This window comes from Paenibacillus pedocola (assembly GCF_031599675.1).
Taxonomy (GTDB): Bacteria; Bacillota; Bacilli; order Paenibacillales; family Paenibacillaceae; genus Paenibacillus_AQ; species Paenibacillus_AQ pedocola.
The window spans coordinates 3,546,511-3,568,554 of record NZ_CP134223.1; the positions used below are offsets into that span (position 1 = coordinate 3,546,511).

Below are 22,044 nucleotides of genomic sequence, written 5' to 3' on the forward strand. Positions count from 1 at the left end.
ACGCAAATGAATACCGATTATTTAGACCCGATTAATTCATTAAATATGCCGGAAATGGCAGATATGACATTTGCAATGGACTTCCTTCTTCGTGCCAAGGAGGGTGTGCGAAATTTGTCCGTCGCCCTGACGGAATCGGCTTCTCCGGATGTAAGAGCGCTGCTGCGCAATCATCTTAAGCAAGGGATAGCAATGCACCAAGAAATCACGGAGCTCATGATTCGCAAAAAATGGTTCCATCCTTACGAGCTGAACGAACAGTACCAACTCGACCAGCTTTCAGCGAAAAATACGGTGATGATCGGGCAGATGAATCTGTTCCCGGATGATACGTCGCGTAAAGGGATGTTTGATCGGATCCCAGATGAACATATTGGAGGACATAAAGCATGAAGGCGGTAACGTATCAAGGGATTAAAAATGTCGTGGTCAAAGAGGTGCCGGATCCGAAGATTGAGAAACCGGACGATATGATCGTAAAGATCACCAGTTCCGCCATTTGCGGTTCCGACCTTCATCTTATTCACGGGATGATCCCTAACCTCCAGGAAAACTATGTCATCGGGCATGAACCGATGGGGATCGTAGAAGAGGTAGGCCCCGGCGTGACAAAGGTAAAGAAAGGCGACCGTGTGATCATTCCGTTCAACATCGCATGCGGAGAATGCTTTTTTTGCAAAAATCAGCTGGAAAGCCAATGTGACAAGTCAAACGAACACGGGGATATGGGTGCTTATTTCGGCTACTCCGGAACGACCGGCGGATATCCTGGCGGGCAAGCCGAGTATCTACGAGTCCCATTTGCAAATTTTACCCACTTCAAGATTCCCGAAAACTGCGAACAACCGGACGAAAAGCTAAGCTTGATCGCCGATGCCATGACGACGGCATTCTGGAGCGTAGATAACGCGGGCGTAAAGAATGGAGATACGGTCATCGTACTCGGCTGCGGTCCGGTCGGCCTTCTGGCCCAGAAATTCTGCTGGCTGAAAGGTGCAAAGCGGGTCATAGCCGTCGACTATGTCGATTACCGCTTACAGCATGCGAAGCGAACGAACCATGTGGAAATCGTAAACTTCGAACAGGATAAGAATATTGGCAACAATCTTAAGGAAATGACCAAAGGCGGCGCCGATGTCGTGATAGATGCAGTAGGAATGGATGGCAAGATGAGCGATCTCGAATTTCTAGCCAGCGGTTTGAAGCTGCAAGGCGGCACCATGAGCGCATTTATCATTGCGTCTCAGGCGGTCCGTAAAGGCGGGACCATCCAAGTCACTGGGGTATACGGCGGACGCTATAACGGGTTCCCGCTCGGCGACATCATGCAGCGCAACGTAAATATCCGTTCCGGACAAGCTCCGGTCATTCACTACATGCCGTATATGTACGAGCTGGTTACTTCGGGCAAAGTGGATCCTGGAGACATTGTTACGCACGTCATTCCGCTCAGCGAGGCCAAGCGCGGCTATGAAGTGTTCGATACGAAAACGGATGATTGCATCAAAGTCGTCTTAAAGCCTTAATATGGATAGATACACGGGAGGACAATTCGAATGAATTCCAATTATGCTTTGCACGAGATGCTGGAGGTTCATGAAATAACTGCGTTCAAAACCGTTTGCCTAACCAAATCCAAAACCATGCAAGTACTGGTAACCGACCCGGAACTCATGCAAATTTTGCAGCAAGACATGCAATTATCACAGCAGCAGCTTCAGGAGCTAGTTGGAGTGCTGTCTAAAGTGACCCAATAGGAGATGAAAACATGAACCCAATCTTAGAACACATGACAGGGCTTCATACGTTGACCGACGATGTGATCGCAATGGATATGTTGATGAACGCCAAGAGCGGAGTCAGAAGCTACGCCATGGCCGTAACCGAATGTGCCACCCCAGAAATCAAGCAAATGTTGATGAAGCAGCTCGACGAAGCCATAGACTCTTATGAAAAGATATCAAATTACATGGTGCAGCATGGCTTATACCATCCCTACCATATTCCAGAGCAAATTCAGCTCGATCTGAAAAATATTCAGACCGCTATGAACATTCCGTCCTGACACCTTATTCCTTCCCGGCAAAACGCGCAAAACCACAATGGTTCAGGCGCGTTTTTGATTTTAGCCAAAACTTCAGAGAATAAATAAAATTACAAAAGCATTTTTATGAACTGGCCCCTTCCGCAAAAACTGCGGAGGGGCTATACTTCTCGGAAGCAAAAGCTTCCCGTCAAGAACACTATCATTTTCTGACCTCAAAAAGACCGTATAAGCATTCCTGCGCAGACCCATACCCAAAAAAAGATTAGTTAACATAATATTTATTATGTTACTTCACCTGTTTGTTGGAAATACTGTTAATGACCAAAATGTCGTATAGACGGCATTTATCTCCATTTTAAATATACATCCGCTGTAGCTCTTCTATACGCTCCTTTATATAAACTCTCACAGTCTGAGGCTCCAGAACCTCAGTATCAACAGGCAGTATAAATACTTTCTCACAGGCTTGTTCAAAACTGTACATGTTCACTGTTACAATCTGCGAGTTCCCGTCTTCCACAGTTTGGATGACATCGAATTTTGCTCCAGGTATCTGCTTTCCTTTATACACTCTGACAGTAACCGGGTAATATTCCTCTGCTCTTCTGGATTGCTTAAAAGCTTCCTCCCCGCTCTTCCAATACATTTCCAGAGAGAAACCAGCAGGCAGCTCATATTTCTCTTCGAGCAGATGTACAACGCTAATCCGCTCACATTTAAATGTCCGCAGCGCCTCCGCTCTCTCACAAAAGGCCACTAAATACCACTCCCCCTGCTTCACAACCAAGCCGTAGGGCTGCAACATACGCATAGAGACATCCCCGCTCACCTTACGATATTCCACTCTGACTTTGTGCCCTTTCCATAGCGCACTACGCAGCGTCTCTAGCCCAGGCAGCGAAGTGGATGCGCTCCACCATGGTGTATCATCGAAGAAAAAGACATTTTTGGCCTTGCGAATATCCGCCTGATAAGGAGCAGGCAGCGTATTTTCCAGTTTCAGAAGTGCATTTTTCAGCTGAATACGGGACTCACTCTGCCTGCCTGTATGAAATCCCATTCCTGTTAAATAAAGATGAATTACTTCATCGCCATTCAGCTGCCGCAGATTGACTGTATAACCCTCCATCAGAGAAATTCCGCCGTTCGGTCCCGTTGAAGTAACTATTGGAATCCCCGCTTCCCCCAGCACATCGATATCTCTGTAAATGGAGCGGACGGAGGTTTCGAGTGCTGCCGCCAGCTCGCTGGCTTTTATCCTCCCCCTGGACTCAATGAGTAATATTATCGCAATTAAACGGTGCACCCGCATATTTGTTCCTCCCCCCTCGCAAACTTTTCGTTCAGTAAGATTCACTATTCTTGCCACTCTGTTGTCAACAATAGCAGTATATTATGGAATGTATCAGAGAGAAGGAGCTGTTGTAAATGAACATTGGCATATTAGGCACCGGATTTGGAGCATATCACGCCTCCATATTTAAGAAATTTCCGGAAATCGGGCGGGTGGTTGTCTTCGGACGGAATGAATCCAAGCTGCAAAAGTTACAGCAAGAATTAGGTGTTGAGGTCACTACCTCCATTAATGAGGTCATCAGTGATCCCGGCCTTGATATCATTGATATTTGTCTGCCCTCCACCCTACATAAACAATATACTTTAGAGTCGTTTCAGGCGGGCAAACATGTGTTTTGCGAAACTCCGGTCTGCTTGTCTGCTGAAGATGCGGCTGCAATGAAACATGCTGAAGAACAATCCGGTAAAAGAGTCCTCGTCAACCAGTTCATCAAATTTGAACCGGCCTATCAGTATCTGTACAAGTCGGCGGCGCAGAAGAAATACGGCAGGCTTCTTAAAGTACGTTTACTGAGGGAAACCGCTCCCTTATGGGGAGATTTGGGACTGGACACTATTACTACAAATTTGATGATTCACGAACTTGATTTCGTAAGCTGGCTTATAGGCGGGACCACTCCATCCGGGGTATGGGGCAGTCAAGGCGGACAAGAAGGACAGGCACTGGTTGAGGCTATTTTCAACAAATCATATGTTTCGGCACAAGTCACTGCTTCATCGTTAATGCCGGCAGCGTATCCTTTTACGGTGGGCTATGAAGCTTATTTTGAACGGGCTAAACTGGAGTTTCATGAAAAAGATGATATGCAGGGCGGCGTAGATATTGCACTTTACGAATACAGTGAAACAGGCAGACAAGAAATTGTCTTGGAAAAAGTTAATCCCTACGAGAAAAGTCTGCAGCATGCGCTGCAGTGCTTCCAAGACGGTTCGGAGTCCATTCTGTCGCTGGAGCAGGCGCTGATCTCTCTACATACTGCACTGGAGCTGAAGAGGCTCCTGGCTGTTCCTGCAAGTTAAGCGGCTTGGGGCTGCGGATTGGCTAAACACTACGGCTTTTTTTCGTAAACGTCTGCGCTACGTAACTGTAAGCTAAATTTAAGGGGGGATCTGGCCCTCCCTTTTTCTCGTTTTGTGGACTTAAGGTGAACTATAGGGAGAGAGTATATGTGAAGTATAGGGGGTGAGTGGATTTTTTAGGTTTATTATTGTGAATTTTTCATATGTTGTAATTGCATAAATAAACCGTCAATTTTGACAGAATTTCCGAAGGGTTTAGACGGAATTGTGGTTTATCGTAAAATAACAGAAACGTAGTTTACATATCTTATATTATGTTAACTAATAATGTTTATGGGATCCTACCCTAGCCGTCTCCCTTATCCTGTTGTTCCATTTTTTGCTATAATCAGGTAAATAAGCTTAGGAGGGGATTGTCAATGAAGGATGACCCTGCCATTCCGCCGGAACGAGATCCGTATAAAGAAGTTATGCGCCCGAAAACGAGCAATGCTTACTGCTATAAGCACATACCTCCGCGTATGGTGCCAAATGATATCGACTGGTATATTGAACCAATGACTTTTGAAACGCAGCATGAAGCCTTTGAATGGATTTCCAGCGGTCCCTATAATGAAATAGGCTATCTATACACCGGATATCAGACAACGGACGAAAAATTGGCTAACATCCTGTTATTTGAGCTCGTCAGAAGCAATACACTCCACGGGCCGCGTTTTCAAGTCCAGGCTGACTACGAATTCCTGAGTGCTGGACAACTCTATAAAGTATGGGTTACTCCCCTTGCTAAGCCTGATGCTGAAGACAAAGCTTGAGTAATTGATGTTCGGAGCCAGCTATTCGCCGAGCATTAAGCACGATTAGCGCTGGATTGCCGCTCGCAATCTTTGGCGGTATCCTTATACAAGTCAACATAATATATAATATGTTAACTTGTAGCTTATAGCTATTCTATTTTATCTTTAAAGATAAGTTTGAACAGGGAAACCGCAGCATTGAAAATAAAGAATGTCCTGGGCAGCGGGTAACGAGCCACCATAGGCAGGGCATACAGGGAGTGATACATCTCCGCTAAAGGTATAATTCCCGGCTATTTAGCTAAAATATACCTTCCCACTCTGCCCTGACGCACCCTAATAACCCAGCATCTATAACCCTTGATATAATTATGCGCAATGCTGTAGGTTCATAGCAGATATGCCCAGCAATCTCAACCCTTGAGTAACGGTTGGAGGCCGACACCAGCACTATCAATGCGATCTATAAGCGGCTGAACAATAAAACGGTGTCCAGCTATTTTTTGAGATTAGTGGCGCTTTCCGTACTGAAATATTGGCTTGGATTCCCCTGTTTCGGATTGAAGCGCTCCTTAAATTCACCATTCGTATAGGCTCCAATAACCCGATGCCAGAAATTACGGGCCGGTGTATTGGCGCGGATCTGCGACACCTTCCAATCACCGGGAAACATATCGAATAGTCTGTGTGCAGCCCAGGTACCCACACCGCTCCGGCGGTATTTTTGCAGCACGAAAAATTCGGTCATATAAAACTGCCCTTCAGGATTACGCAGCAGACGGTCCACCAGGGCGAATCCGGCGATATTACCGTCCGCGGTAAACAGATAAGCGAATTTATTATTACCGCTGTTCCAGTAAGCTTCTAGGCCCGGATAGGAAGGGAAATTGCCGTCACGGTCAACCTCAAGCTCCAGATACCGGGTGAAATCATATAGATAGAACTGCATCAGTCTGCTGATTATCTGTTTATTCTCCTTGGGAACCAATTCGATTCCGAGTTCCATTAGGTTCACCTCTACGATTCACATTTTACTTCACATCATATAACTTTGTCCCCTCGGGGGCAAGGTCAGTGCGTACATCACCATTCCCGGCCAGCTGCGAAACATGATAAGATAAACAGGCACCCGTATCCACGCATCCTTACAGCAAACTAAGAAAAAGGTGATTGTCATCAGCATTCAAAAGAACAGCGACCGTAAAAATCTTGATCAAAGGCTGCATCTCATGCCCTGGTTTGTTCAGCAATTCATAGACTATAAACGCCCTGATCTGTCACCCTCTACCCTTCTGGAATACATCCGTGATTATGAATCATTTTTCGGCTGGTTAAGGGCTGAGGGTCTGTCTGCTGCGGACAGCATTGCTAACATCACCCTGCTTGATCTGGAAACGCTGCATATGGATAGTATCACAGGCTACCGCCTGCATTTGACAACACGTGCCGAAGGGACTAATACCCGGGTGACAGTCTCCCGTAAGCTCTCTGCCCTGCGCTCCCTGTTCCATTATCTCAGCCAGATTGCCGAAGATGAGAATTTCTACCCGCTGTTAAAGCGTAATATTATGGCCAAGGTTGAGATCAAGCGGATTCATAAGCCCAAGGATACCGCTGCCAAGCTGAAAGGAAAAATCCTGGAGGATGAAGAGCTGCTGGAGTTCGTCGGCTATATCTATGAAGGCTATGGACGGGATGTAGAAGCCAATAAGCAGGCTTATTATTCCTTCCAGCTGAACCGTGAACGGGATGCCTGTATAGCCAGTCTGATTCTGAACTCCGGGCTACGTGTATCCGAGGTAGTCAATTTGAACATCGATGACCTGGATATTAATAATAAGCTGCTCTATGTATACCGCAAAGGAAATAACGATGAAACCTTCAAGACACCGGTTTATTTCCGTGAGCAGGCCAAGGACGATCTTGCACTCTATTTAAGTCTGCGCCAGACACGCTACAAAACGCCAAAACGGGAAAAGGCCCTGTTCATCGCTCTGCCAAACGGCAGCCAGGAAGGTAAACGTATGACTAAACGGGCCATCCAGGAGATGATCATCAAATATGCCAAACGGTTTGGCAAACCTTATTTAACAGTTCATAAGCTTCGCCACTCATTCGCTACAGACTATTATCTGCAAAATGATATCTACAAAACCAAAGAGCAGCTTGGACATGCCTCAACAGAAACGACAGAGGTTTATGCCCATCTTACAGACAAAACGATGTCTGAAGCAATTGAGCGGCGTGTGGAAAGCTGATTATCTTATATGCTACTTCTAAAGTATTAGTTATGGAGGGATTTTCTCTTGTCTAAGACTCAAGACTATTCAACTTATTCAGCGGCTGAACCGCCGCTAAATCTGCGTGCAGACTGCGAGCATTGCTTCGGGTTATGCTGTGCCGCCCTGCCCTTTGCCGTATCGGCTGACTTTGCCATGGACAAAGCAGCAGGCCAGCCCTGCCACAATCTGCAGGCGGATTTTCGCTGCGGGATTCATGACCGGCTCCGGGAGACTGGTTTTCGGGGATGTACGGTGTATGACTGTTTCGGCGCAGGACAACAGGTATCCGGCGTCACCTACGGAGGTATTGACTGGCATCAGGCTCCGGCCACGGCGGCTCAGATGTTCGAAGTTTTCCCGGTTATGCGGCAGCTTCATGAATTGCTGTGGTATTTAACTGAAGCACTGGGCTGGCCTGCGGCGGGTCCCATTCAGCATGGAATAGCTGATATGCTGACCAAGACAGAACAGCTCACCATGCTCCCGCCTGAGGCGCTGCTGGAGCTGAATGTTGCGGCCCACCGCGGAGAAGTCAATGAACTGCTGCTGCGGGCAAGCGAGCTTACCCGGGAGGCAGTTCGCCGCAACCTGAAGCAACAACCAAAACGCCAGAAAAATTACGGCCGCGGTGCCGATCTGATTGGAGCCAAGTTAAAAGGCGCCGATCTGCGCTGCGTCAGCCTGCGGGGAGCCTATCTCATTGCAGCCGATCTGAGCGGTGCAGATTTGCGGGCGGCCGACCTGATCGGTGCGGATTTCCGGGATACGAATATCTGCGGTGCCGACCTTTCTTCCAGCCTGTTCCTCACCCAGTTCCAGATTAATGCGGCTAAAGGAGATTCCTCCACAAAGCTGCCTGCAAGACTCACTGCTCCTACCCACTGGCTTGATTAGAGAATTGGATGAACCGAAGGTCTCGGTGAAGACCGGACTTATTCAACCACGATCCGGTCACCTTTGCTTGGAGGCGTAGAAATGACCAGGAATTCTACTTCTGCGCCTGATGTATTAAATATCTGATGCGGGACCAATGGATGAACCTCGATTCCCTCTTGCGGGTTAAGCACAATTTCCGTACCCGCTATTTCGAGAGTAGCCGTACCTGAGAGTACAAAGAAAAATTGCCGGGCTTCCTGATGATAATGCTTCACTTCCGCCGTGTTTGCGGGCATTCTTTCATGAATTACACTCAGATTATTATTTTTAACAAGATGCCAGCCATCGCATAGGTCTCCCCATGTATAGTGTTCCGCATTTTGCTTGCTTATTTTCATCTCGTTCGATCTCTCCTGCTATTCTGTTTCGTTTTGCGGCGCCGCTGCTCTTGTTCCCGAGTAACGGCACCGCTCCTCCTTAAGACCCGTCTTATAAAAAGTATCACACCAGCAGTAAGCTGATTTTTTGACCATTCTATTGTGAATTTTTCATATGTTGAAATTTTGAAAATCAGATCGTTGTTCCCACAAAAGGTTGGCAATTCCTTCACTATCGTTGATACTAAATAGTTTGTCATGCCAATTTTCCGTGATGGCAGCCTGCTCCATCGTCTCCCAGACGGCGATTGCTGCGATATTACTGGCTTGCTTGAGGAGGATTCGATCCTCATCGCTATGCAGAAGCACAATTTTGGGATACGCTTCCTGCTTGAATCCTTCAACGATTACATAATCATAGCCGGAGAAATCAGCAATCAGCTTGGATAAGCTGGAGCCCCGCTCTTCAATAACAGAAGTCCGGGTATTATTCGTTATAGCAACCGCTGCCGCACCTGCCTGACGCTGCTTCCAGGTATCTGTTCCGTGATGATCCATATCATAATTATGGGCATCATGCTTGATGACAGCGACACTGCAGCCCCTTTGCTTCAGCAAGGGAATCAGAGCACAAATCAGCGTCGTCTTCCCGCTGTTCTTGTACCCGACAACCTGGAAAACTGCCGGCAGCTGAACATTTCCCCGCTGTATGCCGTTCCGCTGCTCTCTCTTACCGGTATTTCCCCTGAGTCTTGTCCTTCTCCCAAGTCGCTTCATTCTGCTTCGCCGGCCCTCCATCCCTGCTCTACCCAACAATCTCACCAGGCAATTTCAATACCTTCACCCGATCTCCTGCCGCCAGTCCGCGTGCTTCCGGCGGGACGATGATCAGACAGTCACTGTCTTTAATCGTTACCATGACTGACGATTCATCGATTCCAGCGGGATAGGCGTAAATGCTGCCTTCACGGATTTCCAGCCGGGCACGGACAAACCGGGTATAGTTGTTCACTTTGGTATAATCCGCACCCATAAACGCGGTCCATTCCGGCAAAAGCGGCTGCGCAGCTCCTAGCATCAGTGAAATGACCGGCCGGGCAAAAAGCTGAAACCCGACAAAACAAGCCCCCGGATTGCCGGATAGTGCCAGCAGCAGCTTCCCGCCCCGCACTGCAGCTGTCGTGACGCTCCCCGGGCGCATAGTAACTTTGTTAAAGAGCATTTCGCCTGTTTTTTCCCGGACCAGATCGCCCATAATGTCATAGTCACCAACGGACACACCGCCTGTTGTAATGACGAGATCATGCGTTTCCAGCGCCATCTGCACCTTACTGCGGGCCAGCTCCAGGTCATCAGCGATCGCTCCAAGCATCACTGCCTCCCCTCCGGCCTCCCGTACGAGCGCTTCCAGCATCGGTGAATTGCTGTTGCGGACTTTACCGGGCTGAAGCGGTTCATCTACCGCCAAAAGCTCAGACCCGGTTGCAAAAATCGCTACTTTCGGCCGGCGATGCACCTTCACCATGTGAATCCCAAAAGCAGCCAGCACTGCGATATCACCCGCAGCTATTAAACGGCCGGCCGTAAGTACCAACTGGCCTTCCTTCAATTCAAAGCCGCGCGGTGTGATGTTGCTTCCAGACAGCTGCGGTTTACGGAGTAAGACGAAGGTCTTCCCGTCCCTATCTCTGCTTTCTGTGATTTCGATCATTACCACTGCATCTGCACCTTCCGGCACCTGAGCTCCGGTCATAATACGTGCAGCGGTTCCGGGAGTAAGATCTGCTGAAGGTACAGCTCCGCAGGGAATGTTATCTATGACTTCCAGCCATACCGGATTCTCTGCATTACACTCCTGAGTATCTGCGGCTATAATTGCGTATCCATCCATACCTGAACGGTTAAATGCCGGAAACGGATGCGGGGCGTTGACCGGTTCAGCCAAATAACGCCCGCAGCTTTGGCTAAGCGGGACCTCTTCTATCCCAAGCACTTTGGCATATTGCATTACCCGGGTTTGCGCTTCCTTCACCTGTATCGCTTTGCGCTGAAATTTATGATCCTGCATATTATCTCTATTATTCATTAGTGCCTCCATTCTCCTTCAGATCGCGGGTTAAGTGATGTTCCAGCACTTGTTAGTGTTCTGACTATTTTAACATGCTTATCTATAAAGTGAAATTTCACTTTGCTGCCGCAACCCAAAAAGGATACCTCCGCTGCGGGCGTAGGTATCCTTGATTGTATTGGCACATTATAGATACTCATGTATTGCTTAATCCTGTTGCTGTAATCTGAATATGGCAGGTTACGACGCGCGGATGACCCGTACATCAGCCGGAATGACCTTTTCCCCTTCATAGAGCATAAACCGCCCGTTCTGCCACTCTACCCTCAGCAGCCGGTACTCATCTGACTGATACTGCCACACATGCTGTGTTCCGCCATTCATATAAGGAGTCTGGCCTGTGACAGTCGCATACCCTTCGTATTCTTCCTCAAGAAAATAGGTATAGTCATCCAGCTCCAGCGTGGCCGGAACTTCTGCAGGATTATCCAACCGCCCGTCAATGGGCTGATAGAGGCTGTACTGGAGCTGTTCCCGCTCTTCAATATATAGATAAGCAATCCGGCTTCCGTCACGCAATGTTAATACGACTGCGTTGCGGCCGCTTGTCTGCGTCCGTCCGGTTACCTCATAGGTTACCAGCGAAACCTCACAAATATCACCGGGAGCGAGGTTCAGCATGCTTTTCGGCGCAGCCGGTGCCTGGGGTTTGGAGAAGATATTTCCGATTCGTTTCCAGATGCTCAATTTCCATCATTCCTTTTGAAAAATTTGTAGGCTATGGGATTTGCTCCTGCAGTTTCGATCTTCGCCTCCGCGCTTTTGCCTCTAGCTCGTTCCTTAGTTTAGCTTATATAACCGGGTTAGCCCTATCCGCGGATGAAAGCCGCGATAATTAGAGCACCTGTTACATGCAGCGAGCCGGCCAGCAGCCCGTAGCCTATTTTGCCCAGCCGGGTTCCGTGGTCAAGGTCAATAGTAGCCCATTTGCCAAGCAGCAGCTCTACAGACTTTTCGAGGATAAACAGCATCCAGAAGGAGACTATGGAGACCACAAGTGCATCTCCCAAACGGCTCGATGCGGCAATAGAGGACGATAAGATGTAGCCTTGCGCCACGAGTTTCAGCACAAACCGGGTGGTAACCGCCATATTGCCTGCTTTCAATTCCTCCAGATCGTTATAACGGGTAAACAGCGAATCCACGAACATCAGCACAAAAAGCAGCACTGCGCCGCTCACCGTCCACACAACCATGGACACCAGAGTATGGAAATCCATTGCTTTAGCCCCCGCTTGTTCAGTTTGCCAGCCCGGTATAGAAAGCATAGATAAGGCGAAGGAGAAACGACTCTTCTGTCTCCCCTTCGCCTGTAACCACCGGCTCAGGACCGGCTAATACCCTATGTTATTGTTTCTCGTACTGCTTCATCAGGGCAGCCAGCTCGTCTTCTACAGCCTTATCCTTGTTAAGGTTCTCGAATTCATCGTCCAGCGATTTGTTGCCTGAGCTCATTTCGTTGCTGGCTTCGGCTTGCGCTTCGGCTTGAAGCATCTTGTCTTCCATCCGTTTCAATCCGGCAGAAGCCGAATCGGAGCTGAATCCGCTCATTGCTTTGTTAATCTCGGTCTGCGCCTTGGCAGCATTGTAACGGGCTACCAAAGTTTCACGTTTGTTCTTCATCTGCGTGAGCTGTTTCCGCATTTCCTCCAGCTTGGCGCGCAGGTTGTCAGCAGATGCTTTGTTCTGATCGAAGCTCGTCTTATATTCAACAAGCTTGACCTCTGCGGCTTTCTTCTCTTCCAGGGCGCGGCGGGCCAGATCGGCATTACCTGCCTGAGCAGCGGTATGGGCCTGCTGGTTACGCTTGGCTACCAGTGCCTCCTGTTCTTCGTACAGCTGCTTGAATTTCTTCTCGATGGCGATTTGGGCGGCAACCGCCTTTTCAGCATCTTCCAGATCTTCGGTCATATCCCGGATGTACTGGTCGGTCATCTTTACTGGATCTTCTGCTTTGTCAATAATCGCATTGACGTTAGACATGGTCAGATCACGCAATCGTTTAAATATAGACATGGTTCATTCCTCCAAAATAAAAGTTATTTGCTCATTTGTTATCTTTTACGCAGGGAGTTCCATTATCGTTTCAAAATTGTTGCGCTAAATATTGATCCACCTTGCTGTTTACCGTTTCGACGACTTTCAGAATGCCTTCTTTACTCAGATCGTCGTAATGAATGCCCATGACAACCGTGACCGTCCGGTTCAGCGCCGAAGCGGCTCTCAGGGCGATAGCCTCGCTGATTGTATGCTCTTTGTGATGAGGAACGGCCGAGGTCGTTGCTATCACTGTATCACCATCCGGGTATGCCGTGCTGGCTGCTCCAATATGGCGGACACCGCCGGTAATCAGCAGCAGCAGGTCACGTCCTACGGGTACCGCAGACAGTTCAATATCATCAAGCTCATATTCAAGTGAAGACAACAGTATCCCCCCTACCCATTATATTAACCTCTGCACACGAAGATATCTCAGGGGGACGGAAAAGAAGTACCTCCAAGGCAATTAAATGCCGGATTCATTAAACAATTCCGCGAATTTCGTCCAGTGACGAGATATTCTCCTCATGCATGAACTGCTGCAGTTCTTCCACTAACGAGCTTCCTGCACGCAAATTCATGAAGTTATAAGTTCCCACTTGGATAACCGTAGCTCCGGCCATAATAAATTCAATGATATCCGTAGCGGAAGTAATGCCGCCCATGCCAATCACGGGAATTGATACACGGTGTGCCACTTGATGCACCATGCGCAGAGCCACCGGTTTGATCGCCGGGCCGGACAAGCCTGCGTACAAATTATTGAACACGCTGCTGCGTCGGCGCACATCGATCTTCATACCGGAGATGGTGTTAATCAACGATACGGCATCCGCACCTTCTGCTTCACACATTTCCGCCATCTCCGCGATGTCTTCCGCATTCGGTGACAGCTTCACAGCCAGGGGCAGCTTCGTAGCAGCTCTTACAGCGCGAACAACCTCCTGTGCGGCCGGAGTCTTCACGCCAAAGGCGATACCGCCCTCCTTGACGTTAGGACAGGAAATATTAAGTTCAATCATATCAACCGCAGGCTTACCCGCAAGGGCGCGCTGGTCGGCATCACGCTGAATAAGCTCAGCACCCAGTACATAATCCGGCAGCGTATTCCCGCCAAGATTCACGATCCGGGCTGTATCCAGCGTCTCCCAATAAGGAAGCTCTTTGGCCAAAAACGCTTCAACTCCCGGATTTTCCAGGCCGACACTGTTCAGCATACCGGAAGCTGTCTCATACACGCGGACACCAGGGTTTCCGGCTTTGGCATGGAGAGTCAGCCCTTTGCCGGAGATTCCTCCCAGCAGTGAAACATCATAGAGCTTGCCATATTCTTTGCCGAAGCCAAACGTGCCTGAAGCCATAACAATCGGATTCTTAAAATGAACACCGGCAATAGTTGCCGTGGTATTAGGCATTGTATTAATCATGGAAAAGCACCTCCTCTGCCAGGAACACAGGTCCATCTGCGCAGGCTTTGCGCTGTCCGTCACGGCAGGATACGCTGCATACCAGACAAGCGCCGATTCCGCAGGCCATCCGGTTCTCCAGGGAGAGATACACATTAGGACGTTTGCCGGAAATTTCGGCAGCAATACCCTTCAATTGCGCAGCTTTCAGCATAGGATGCGGACCACAGACGAAGATGTGATCATAACTGTTGAAATCCACACGGTCCAGAATCAGCCCGCCGACGTCCACCGTTAGCTCAGCGGCCAATGGACGGAAGGCCTCCGTACGAAAGGCTTCCCTACTGAACCCAAGATATATATCACTGCCTTGAAGCTCTTTGGCGCAATAATAGAGCGGGGCGATACCGATTCCGCCGCCGATTAAGGCGACTTTACCTTCTACGGCCGGAAAACCATTGCCAAACGGCCCTTCCAGCTGAATCTTGTCCCCCGGAGTCAATTCCGCAAAAATTTCAGTACCTTCTCCAACCACATGATATAGAAATTCGACCCCATCATCGTTCACTTGATGTATGCTGAGCGGTCTGGACAGCAACGGATAGGCCCCCCATGCCCGCAACATGTAGAATTGACCCATTTTTCCGCCGTAATCCCCTTCAACCCGAAGGTGGTATACTCCGTTAACCAGCCGCTCGTTACTTATTACCGTCGCCACGTTATCAAGCTCCTTCAAATTTTATCTTATTAACCATGCCTTAGAAAGAGTTTAAAATCTGTGACAAACTTCACAATAATAAGTGTCTATTTTCGTTTCCAGATTCCGCGTTCATAAGGCCCAGGCACGTTTTCTTTGTCTATTCCCCCGAGGGCTTCCTGAGCATGAAGTGTCCAGTAAGGATCGCTAAGCATCCCTCTGCCAATAGCCACCAGCTCTGCCTTTTTCTCCGCTATCACAGCCTGTGCTTCGGCGAAGTCATCAAGCCGCCCTACGGCAATAACCGGAACCTGGAGGCCGCTGCGGATATACTCTGCCAGATCCACCTGATAGGCCGGCCCAGCATTAGGGCCCCCGTTCGAGCCAATCGGGCCTTCGCCGCCTGAGGATACATGGAATATATCTACACCGGCCGCCTTATACCGCCGGCAGAACTCCAGCGCATAAGCTTCATTATATCCGCCTTCCACGTACTCCTTGGCGGAGACTCTCATGAGCAAAGGCATTTCGGGCGGCAGCACTTCTTTGACGGCCTGGACAACCTGTTCTCCGAACAGTATAGGATCAGCTCCGTATTCATCCTCTCTTATATTCGTTAGCGGGGAATGAAACTGATGGATCAGATATCCGTGCGCACCATGAATCTCGACTGTATCAAATCCGGCCTCTACCGCTCTTCTTGCCCCTTCCCGGTATGCGGCGACCATCTCGGCAATCCCTTCACCGGCAAGGGCCAGCGGAGTTTTGGAGCGTTCATCGAATGGAATGGCCGACGGGGCTACAGGCGGATCGGCATCGAGCGCTTTGCGCCCGGCATGGCCTAGCTGGATTGCTATTTTGGCACCGTAGGAATGTACGGCGTCTGTTATTCTACGGTAGGCCCCGATCTGCTCATCGCTCCAAATCCCGGTATCCTTACTAGTGATCCGGCCATCCGGATGCACGCCGCTCATCTCTACAATAATAAAACCTGCACCGCCTACCGCCCGGCTGACATAATGCACGAAATGCCAGTCATTCGGCGTGCCGTCCTGGCTTTCCACCGCATACTGGCACATCGGCGGCATCACTACCCGGTTTTTCAGGACCAGCGCCTTTAATTCATATGGACTAAATAAATCAGACATTTCCGTTCCCTTCCTTCACTTTTCTCGATGGGGCTGCCGGGCTAATCTCCCGATTAATCAAGTATACACAACTTTTCTGCAGCGTTAAATCTTTACCTGTCAGACAGGAAATCCGGCATAAATCCCCCGCGCCTTGGAGATAACAAGGAAAGAAAATAGTGGCCTGAAGCTGCAATAAGGAGGCGAACCTGCAATGGAGCATCTGTTAAAGAACCGGAAACTCTATATTCTTGCCGGACTGTTCTTTATTCTGTTCAGCCCTGCGGCTTACCCGGGACCCGCTTCAGCCAGCATACCTGCAAGTCAGGAGACATCAGGATATGAACAGCAGCAGGCTGTGGAAAAGGACAAACCGCAGGTTATGCCGGCAAACGCCTCCACTCAAGCTGCGGCACGGCGGAATAAACGGAATAAAAACCTGACACTCAACCAGCTGCTGAAGAAATACCCGGAAACGATCCTGACCCAAGGACCGCGGAACAGAATGATCGCGCTGACCTTTGACGATGTGCCGGATCCGCGGTTTACCCCTCAATTACTGGATGTCCTCCGGAAATACCATGTAAAAGCTACCTTTTTCGTTGTCGGGAGCCGGGCGGAAAAACATCCTGCGCTTATTGCCCGGATCGTCCGGGAGGGGCATGTAATCGGCAACCATTCCTATAACCATCCCCAGTTCGGAAAAATAGGCATGAATGAATTCCGTACCCAGATTATCCGCACCGAAAATATCATTTCGGCCCTGGCCGGGTATAAGCCAAGACTGATACGACCGCCTTACGGCGATATCAGCGAATCCCAGCTGAAATGGGCCAAAGCCCGCGGGTACAAGCTGGTGAACTGGAATGTAGATTCACTGGACTGGAGGAGCCTGCCCAAAGCACAGGTCCGGAACAATATTGTAGCGCATGCTGGGAAAGGTGCTATTATTCTGCAGCACGGCGGAGGCGGCCGGGGAAGCAATCTGCAGGGCACGATCCAAGCGCTTCCGGAAGTGATCACCATTATGCGTAAAAGAGGGTATACTTTTGTTACAGTTCCTCAAATGCTGCAGCTTCCTAAGAATAAATAGCGGATAACAAAAAAACGGATACCCTCCCATTCAGGAAGGTATCCGTTTCTGAGTCCGCAGGCAATTCTACGGGTTATTCAATAATATACAGATTCACGTATTGGAATCCAAACTCCGCTACCGAGCTCTGGCTGCCGGGGATAAAGATATCAATCCGGTTGCCTTTGATCGCGCTTCCCATATCTGTAGCAGTGGCAAGAAACGCCTGCTTTGGCAGACCCGGGTGTGAATGGCCGGTTACCAGTACTTTGGTGCCGAGCGGGATCACACTAGGATCAACAGCAATAGTGCCGAGCTTCAGCGGATTGCCGAAATAATCGACGGCACCCCATTCGCCGTTCTCACTGGCTGCAGAGGAATAAGCGGAAGCTTTGACCTGCAGCACTTTATCATAGCTGAATTCCTTACCCCAAGCCTGGACTGTATTCGTTGCCGCTTCCACAGTCAACCCTGCTGCTGTGATAATGGAAGCTTTGGAAGCTGTAGCTGCCTGGGCAACCAATTTCGGCGAAGTGATGCCGGGGATGGTCAGGTTCAGACCCGGATAAATATTTGTGGCGGAAACCCCCGGGTTGGCGTTCATAATTTTGTCCATGCTTATGCCATAATAGTTGGATAGAGTATAATAGGTTGTACCTGCTCCTGCGGTATGTACGCTATCAGCCTGGGCGGGTGCTGCCTGCAGCAAAGCACTGATCCCGATGGCCGCAGCAAATGCGGTTATGGCGCTGAATCTGATTTTCATATGTGCCTCCTTCATAGCCTTCTTCATGCTGGCATCTAAAGTGCAGAGATTTGTTAACACAGGTATGAATATATCACAATTTTGTAACCTATGCCTAAGAAAATGTTACCAGTCTGTTATTAATACGCTGATTTCCGCTTTTTTAGAGGATACAAAGATTACATAACGTTCATAAAAACCGTACATTTCATAAAATATTAAGGATATACGGCTCAATTAAGCGAAAATTTTACACAGATTTAACATTTCTCGCTTTGGCAAATAGTAGAATGATAGAATATGACAAGAAGAAACGGTTTTGCCGTCCTTCTGGAATGTTATCCGCTAAATTAGACATTGAGGCACACTTGGAGGGTCTACGAACGTGAATACAGATGAGAAAAAAAACAACCACACCAGCCCTGCTACCGCTTATCTTAACCGGGATCTGAGCTGGATCGAATTCAACCGCCGCGTGCTGGCAGAGGCTCAGGACCCGGATAATCCGCTGATGGAACGGGCTAAGTTTCTGGCGATTGTGTCCAGCAATCTAGATGAGTTCATCAGTGTCCGCGTCGCCGGAATCCAGGATCAGATCAGAGCGGGCTATACCAAAAAAGATTTTACCGGCTTTACTCCTTCCGGACTGTACAAACGTCTGGTAAAACGGGTTACCAGGATCATCGCCGACCAATACCGCACCTTCCGCGACCTTTCCCGGCATTTGCATAAAGAAGGGATCGTTTTCGTCAATTACGAAGACCTGACCCACGCCCAGGAGCAGTCCATTGAAGAGTATTACCGTGACATTATTTTTCCTGTACTGACGCCGATGGCTGTTGACCAGAGCCGTCCGTTTCCGCTGGTGCACAGCCAGTTCATCTATCTGGCAGTTGTGCTTACCCGTAAAAACAGCCAGGAGGAGGAGCCTTATTTCGCAATCCTGCAAATCCCGTCTAATCTGCCAAGATGCATTCCGCTGCCCCACCGCTCCAACAGCAAAAAGCGGCAGTTCGTCTTTATCGAGGATGTAATCCGCCATCATATCCAGACCCTGTTCAGCGGTTACGAGCCGGTTGCTGTCAGTGAGTTCCGCTTAACCCGGAATTCGGACCTGACGATTGATGAGGAAGGCGCAGAAGATCTGCTGGAGGAGATTGAAAAAGAGCTGCGTAAACGCCGCCGCGGCGTCCCTGCCCGGCTTGAAGTGCAGAAGGGAATCCATCCCTATGCACTGGAGCAGCTGCAGGCCGAATTCGAGCTGGAGGATTTCGTCTTTGAAATTGAGGGGCCGCTTGATCTCGGCTTCCTGCGCGGTTTCGCAAACAGTCTAAAAGGGTTCAATTATCTGTTCGATGCTCCGATTGAACCGCAGTATCCGGCGGAATTCGATGAGAATGAGGACTTCTTCGAGGTACTCCGTGAACGCGATGTGCTTGTCTACCATCCGTACGAATCCTTTGATGCGATGACCGACTTCATCACCCAAGCCTCCGAGGATGAGCATGTCATGGCCATCAAAATGACACTCTACCGGGTAAGCGGCAACTCGCCGCTGATCGCTGCCCTGGCCCATGCCGCTGAATCCGGCAAGCAGGTCACTGTTGTTGTCGAGCTGAAAGCCCGGTTTGATGAAGAACGGAACATTGCCTGGGCACGTAAGCTCGAGCAATCCGGCTGCCACGTTGTTTATGGTCTCGTTGGCCTCAAAACCCATGCCAAAGTTACCCTGATCGTCCGCCAGGAAGGCAACGAGCTGCGCCGCTATGTGCATGTAGGAACTGGAAACTACAACGATAGTACAGCCAAGGCTTATACCGATCTCAGTCTGTTCACCGCGAACAATGAGATTGGTCTGGATGCTTCCGAGCTGTTCAACCAGATGACCGGCTATTCCGCCAACTTTGACTGGAATGCCTTCATCGTAGCGCCGACCAATATGAGCCTGTCGCTGCAAAAGCTGATTCTGCGCGAAGCCGAGCATGCTGCAGCCGGCAGACCGGCCCGGATTATCGCCAAGATGAACTCCCTGTCCAATCAGGAGGTGATTGACAGCCTGTACAGCGCCGCCCAGGCTGGTGTGTCCATCGATCTGATCGTACGCGGCGTCTGCTGCCTGCGGCCGGGGATTGAGGGCCTCAGTGAGCGGATCAAAGTGCGGAGCATCGTCGACCGGTTCCTGGAGCATTCCCGGATCTATTACTTTGAGAACGGCGGCAAGCCGGAGGTTTACCTGTCCAGCGCAGACTGGATGACCCGCAACTTGACCCGGCGGATTGAACTGATGTGCCCTGTGAAGGATACCGGGATCCGGGGGCAGATTGTGAAGATTCTCGAACTAACGCTTAAAGACAATGTAAAAGCCAGCTTCCTGCAGCCAAACGGATATTATGAACGTCCGGACGACAAAAAGGCCCCTTTCCGGAGCCAGTTCGCCGCTATGGATGTTAGCCGTTGGAAAGGTAGCCGAGTTTTACCTTCACCGCCCAAGCATTCCTGAACGCCTTCAGAGCGTTCTCTATGTCCTCGAGTCCTATAAGGACTGTCGAGGTGCCATGCAGTTCCAAATCAAGCGTGTTACCGTGCAGCTGGACTGTGAGGTCGCGGATGATACCGATTTCGGTACTGTCCAGCGCGATGCTCAGCTGCACAAGTGTACCAAGCTTATGGATCAGCTCTTCGTCGGAAGCCAGTAAAATGTCCTTATGTGCCTGGGACAATTTCTGCTTCCGGCTTTTTGTGCTATAGGATGCGATCAAGGCGCTCAGAATCAGCTGGCGGTGGGTCAATCCGCGGATCGGCGAGTTCATCAGCCAGTAGCGGGTATGCCGCTTGGACTGATAGTAGTTGATGTTGGAGCCTGTACGGTGCAGCATTACAGAGACATAGATCAGCATTTCCTGCTCATTCCTGTCTCCTCCCCCTTCAAAAGCATGAAACAAGCGGAGTGCAAGCTTATAGATATGGTCTAAATGCTGCTTGGAGGTGTGAATGTCAAAGCGGATAATCGTGTCCAGACTGAATTCCAGCGCACTGTCACGCACAGGCTGTTCAGGTCTCAGGAGATCATGCAGCATGCCCTCGCGCAGCCCCTCCCCGCTGATCAGTGCCTCTTTCGCTCCGATATATTGATACACGGTATGGAAAATAATCAGCCCGGAGATGATAATATCCGCACGGCTTTTGGAGAGCCCGTCCAGCTCTTTGCGCTTCTCATAAGGCATGGCCGGGAGCGTCTCCATGAACCGGGCGATGGTCTCACCGGATAAGATATAACCGTGCGAATTCGGCAGTGAATAATCCCGGTTCTTCTGATCGAGCTTGCCGAGTGAACGGAGCGTCCCGCCAAGGCCGTACAAGGGGAGACCTGCTCCGGTGCCCAGCCAGTCATGCTCAACCAGCCTGCCGGTTACATAAGCCTGAAGCTTCTTCACCTGCTCTGCGTTCCAGTTGCCGCTGTGGCTGAACATCAGATTCGTATTGACCGCGCCGAACGGAAAAGAAATACTCTGCTGATAGCGGCGCCCGCGGAACAGGGTAACCTCAGTGCTTCCCCCGCCAATGTCGATGACGAACCCGTCCTGAACGTCCGAAGCGTTGATCACACCCAGAAATCCGAAGTAAGCCTCCTGATAACCGCTGATGACTTCGATGGTAATCGAGGATTCGGCCGACAAATATTCTATAATCTCGGAGGAGTTGGCTGCGTTGCGGATCGCGGCTGTGGCTCCGGCGCGGATTTTCTCCACTCCAAATGCGCTGCAGATTTCCTTGAACTGGCACAGGACCGGAATGATAGTATCCATGTCCTTCCGCTCCAGCCTGCCCTCTTTCGTAATCTTCTCACTCAGACGAGCAGAGTATTTGCACTCCTTGATAATTTTGTAGCCGCCTTCTGGTGTCGTATCATAGATTACAAGCCGTATAGAGTTGGAGCCAATATCGATTATGCCAATCCGGCAAAGATCATCTCTCATCTGTATGTACTCCTTTTCAAGTTGATTGGCCATTTTATATACTATATCACCCATTATTGCCCCAGCCAAAAGAAAAAAACGGCTTCCGGAGTGTATT

Annotated in this window: 24 protein-coding genes; 10 read left to right on the top strand and 14 right to left on the bottom strand. The window is 49.6% G+C overall.

Going from position 1 to position 22,044, the window contains the following annotated elements:
* Positions 1-6: 6 nt before the first annotated feature.
* From QU597_RS15520 to QU597_RS15535, 4 genes are read left to right on the top strand one after another with little or no spacing between them, the layout of a single operon-like run.
* Positions 7-393, top strand: coding sequence for a spore coat protein (locus QU597_RS15520; protein ID WP_310828847.1), 387 nt, complete (start codon positions 7-9; stop codon positions 391-393).
* Entirely contained in the window at positions 390-1,526 is a 1,137-nt protein-coding gene (locus tag QU597_RS15525) for a zinc-dependent alcohol dehydrogenase (protein WP_310828848.1), read from the top strand. The genes QU597_RS15520 and QU597_RS15525 overlap by 4 nt, the downstream gene beginning before the upstream one ends.
* Positions 1,527-1,556: 30 nt before the next feature.
* Positions 1,557-1,757 carry a hypothetical protein gene (locus QU597_RS15530; RefSeq protein ID WP_310828849.1) on the top strand — a complete coding sequence of 67 codons (201 nt, stop codon included), beginning with the start codon at positions 1,557-1,559 and terminating at the stop codon, positions 1,755-1,757.
* 11 nt (positions 1,758-1,768) lie between these two features.
* A complete protein-coding gene (locus QU597_RS15535; protein ID WP_310828850.1) occupies positions 1,769-2,065 on the top strand; it encodes a spore coat protein in 297 nt (98 codons plus the stop codon).
* Positions 2,066-2,402: 337 nt separating this feature from the next.
* Here the strand turns inward: QU597_RS15535 and QU597_RS15540 are convergent, their stop codons facing one another.
* Positions 2,403-3,359: a helix-turn-helix transcriptional regulator gene (locus tag QU597_RS15540; protein WP_310828851.1), complete on the bottom strand. Its 957-nt coding sequence runs from the start codon at positions 3,357-3,359 to the stop codon at positions 2,403-2,405.
* 116 nt (positions 3,360-3,475) lie between these two features.
* On the opposite strand from QU597_RS15540, the gene QU597_RS15545 reads away from it, so the two are divergent.
* Positions 3,476-4,423: a Gfo/Idh/MocA family protein gene (locus QU597_RS15545; RefSeq protein ID WP_310828852.1), complete on the top strand. Its 948-nt coding sequence runs from the start codon at positions 3,476-3,478 to the stop codon at positions 4,421-4,423.
* A 419-nt stretch (positions 4,424-4,842) separates the two neighbouring features.
* Positions 4,843-5,238: a hypothetical protein gene (locus QU597_RS15550; protein ID WP_310828853.1), complete on the top strand. Its 396-nt coding sequence runs from the start codon at positions 4,843-4,845 to the stop codon at positions 5,236-5,238.
* A gap of 478 nt (positions 5,239-5,716) precedes the next feature.
* Here the strand turns inward: QU597_RS15550 and QU597_RS15555 are convergent, their stop codons facing one another.
* Positions 5,717-6,226 (bottom strand): GNAT family N-acetyltransferase, encoded by a 510-nt coding sequence (locus tag QU597_RS15555; protein WP_310828854.1) that lies wholly within the window; start codon positions 6,224-6,226, stop codon positions 5,717-5,719.
* Positions 6,227-6,395: 169 nt separating this feature from the next.
* Here QU597_RS15555 and xerS point away from each other — a divergent pair, with 169 nt between their 5' ends.
* Together xerS and QU597_RS15565 are read left to right on the top strand one after the other, a co-directional pair.
* Positions 6,396-7,478 carry a tyrosine recombinase XerS gene (xerS, locus tag QU597_RS15560; RefSeq protein ID WP_310833334.1) on the top strand — a complete coding sequence of 361 codons (1,083 nt, stop codon included), beginning with the start codon at positions 6,396-6,398 and terminating at the stop codon, positions 7,476-7,478.
* 48 nt (positions 7,479-7,526) lie between these two features.
* Positions 7,527-8,396, top strand: a complete 870-nt coding sequence (locus tag QU597_RS15565) for a pentapeptide repeat-containing protein (RefSeq protein ID WP_310828855.1) — start codon at positions 7,527-7,529, stop codon at positions 8,394-8,396.
* A 38-nt stretch (positions 8,397-8,434) separates the two neighbouring features.
* On the opposite strand, the gene QU597_RS15570 is transcribed toward QU597_RS15565, so the two are convergent.
* The 10 genes from QU597_RS15570 to QU597_RS15615 all read right to left on the bottom strand — a co-directional run bounded on the left by QU597_RS15570 (position 8,435) and on the right by QU597_RS15615 (position 16,174).
* Positions 8,435-8,776: a cupin domain-containing protein gene (locus QU597_RS15570; RefSeq protein ID WP_310828856.1), complete on the bottom strand. Its 342-nt coding sequence runs from the start codon at positions 8,774-8,776 to the stop codon at positions 8,435-8,437.
* A gap of 150 nt (positions 8,777-8,926) precedes the next feature.
* Positions 8,927-9,532 (bottom strand): molybdopterin-guanine dinucleotide biosynthesis protein B, encoded by a 606-nt coding sequence (gene mobB / locus QU597_RS15575; protein ID WP_310828857.1) that lies wholly within the window; start codon positions 9,530-9,532, stop codon positions 8,927-8,929.
* A 28-nt stretch (positions 9,533-9,560) separates the two neighbouring features.
* Positions 9,561-10,841, bottom strand: a complete 1,281-nt coding sequence (locus QU597_RS15580; RefSeq protein ID WP_310828858.1) for a molybdopterin molybdotransferase MoeA — start codon at positions 10,839-10,841, stop codon at positions 9,561-9,563.
* Positions 10,842-11,063: 222 nt separating this feature from the next.
* Complete coding sequence (locus QU597_RS15585; RefSeq protein WP_206100270.1) at positions 11,064-11,570, bottom strand: DUF4178 domain-containing protein; 507 nt, start codon at positions 11,568-11,570, stop codon at positions 11,064-11,066.
* A 122-nt stretch (positions 11,571-11,692) separates the two neighbouring features.
* Entirely contained in the window at positions 11,693-12,103 is a 411-nt protein-coding gene (locus tag QU597_RS15590; RefSeq protein WP_206100271.1) for a DUF350 domain-containing protein, read from the bottom strand.
* A 127-nt stretch (positions 12,104-12,230) separates the two neighbouring features.
* The gene (locus tag QU597_RS15595; protein WP_236330336.1) at positions 12,231-12,899 is read right to left on the bottom strand and encodes a PspA/IM30 family protein; all 669 of its coding nucleotides are present in this window, start codon (positions 12,897-12,899) and stop codon (positions 12,231-12,233) included.
* Positions 12,900-12,969: 70 nt separating this feature from the next.
* Positions 12,970-13,308 (bottom strand): prenylated flavin chaperone LpdD, encoded by a 339-nt coding sequence (gene lpdD, locus QU597_RS15600; RefSeq protein WP_310828859.1) that lies wholly within the window; start codon positions 13,306-13,308, stop codon positions 12,970-12,972.
* Positions 13,309-13,405: 97 nt separating this feature from the next.
* The gene (locus tag QU597_RS15605; protein ID WP_054942093.1) at positions 13,406-14,338 is read right to left on the bottom strand and encodes a dihydroorotate dehydrogenase; all 933 of its coding nucleotides are present in this window, start codon (positions 14,336-14,338) and stop codon (positions 13,406-13,408) included.
* A 4-nt stretch (positions 14,339-14,342) separates the two neighbouring features.
* Positions 14,343-15,047: a dihydroorotate dehydrogenase electron transfer subunit gene (locus QU597_RS15610; protein WP_310828860.1), complete on the bottom strand. Its 705-nt coding sequence runs from the start codon at positions 15,045-15,047 to the stop codon at positions 14,343-14,345.
* An 86-nt stretch (positions 15,048-15,133) separates the two neighbouring features.
* A complete protein-coding gene (locus QU597_RS15615) occupies positions 15,134-16,174 on the bottom strand; it encodes an NADH:flavin oxidoreductase/NADH oxidase (protein ID WP_310828861.1) in 1,041 nt (346 codons plus the stop codon).
* 193 nt (positions 16,175-16,367) lie between these two features.
* Between QU597_RS15615 and QU597_RS15620 the strand changes: the two genes are divergently transcribed.
* Positions 16,368-17,246 carry a polysaccharide deacetylase family protein gene (locus QU597_RS15620; RefSeq protein ID WP_310828862.1) on the top strand — a complete coding sequence of 293 codons (879 nt, stop codon included), beginning with the start codon at positions 16,368-16,370 and terminating at the stop codon, positions 17,244-17,246.
* Between the two features lie 73 nt (positions 17,247-17,319).
* Here the strand turns inward: QU597_RS15620 and QU597_RS15625 are convergent, their stop codons facing one another.
* Entirely contained in the window at positions 17,320-17,991 is a 672-nt protein-coding gene (locus QU597_RS15625; protein ID WP_310828863.1) for a 3D domain-containing protein, read from the bottom strand.
* A 364-nt stretch (positions 17,992-18,355) separates the two neighbouring features.
* On the opposite strand from QU597_RS15625, the gene ppk1 reads away from it, so the two are divergent.
* Positions 18,356-20,470 carry a polyphosphate kinase 1 gene (ppk1, locus tag QU597_RS15630; protein ID WP_310828864.1) on the top strand — a complete coding sequence of 705 codons (2,115 nt, stop codon included), beginning with the start codon at positions 18,356-18,358 and terminating at the stop codon, positions 20,468-20,470.
* Here ppk1 and QU597_RS15635 read toward each other — a convergent pair.
* Positions 20,418-21,947 carry a Ppx/GppA phosphatase family protein gene (locus tag QU597_RS15635; protein WP_310828865.1) on the bottom strand — a complete coding sequence of 510 codons (1,530 nt, stop codon included), beginning with the start codon at positions 21,945-21,947 and terminating at the stop codon, positions 20,418-20,420. The genes ppk1 and QU597_RS15635 overlap by 53 nt on opposite strands.
* Positions 21,948-22,044 lie beyond the last annotated feature (97 nt).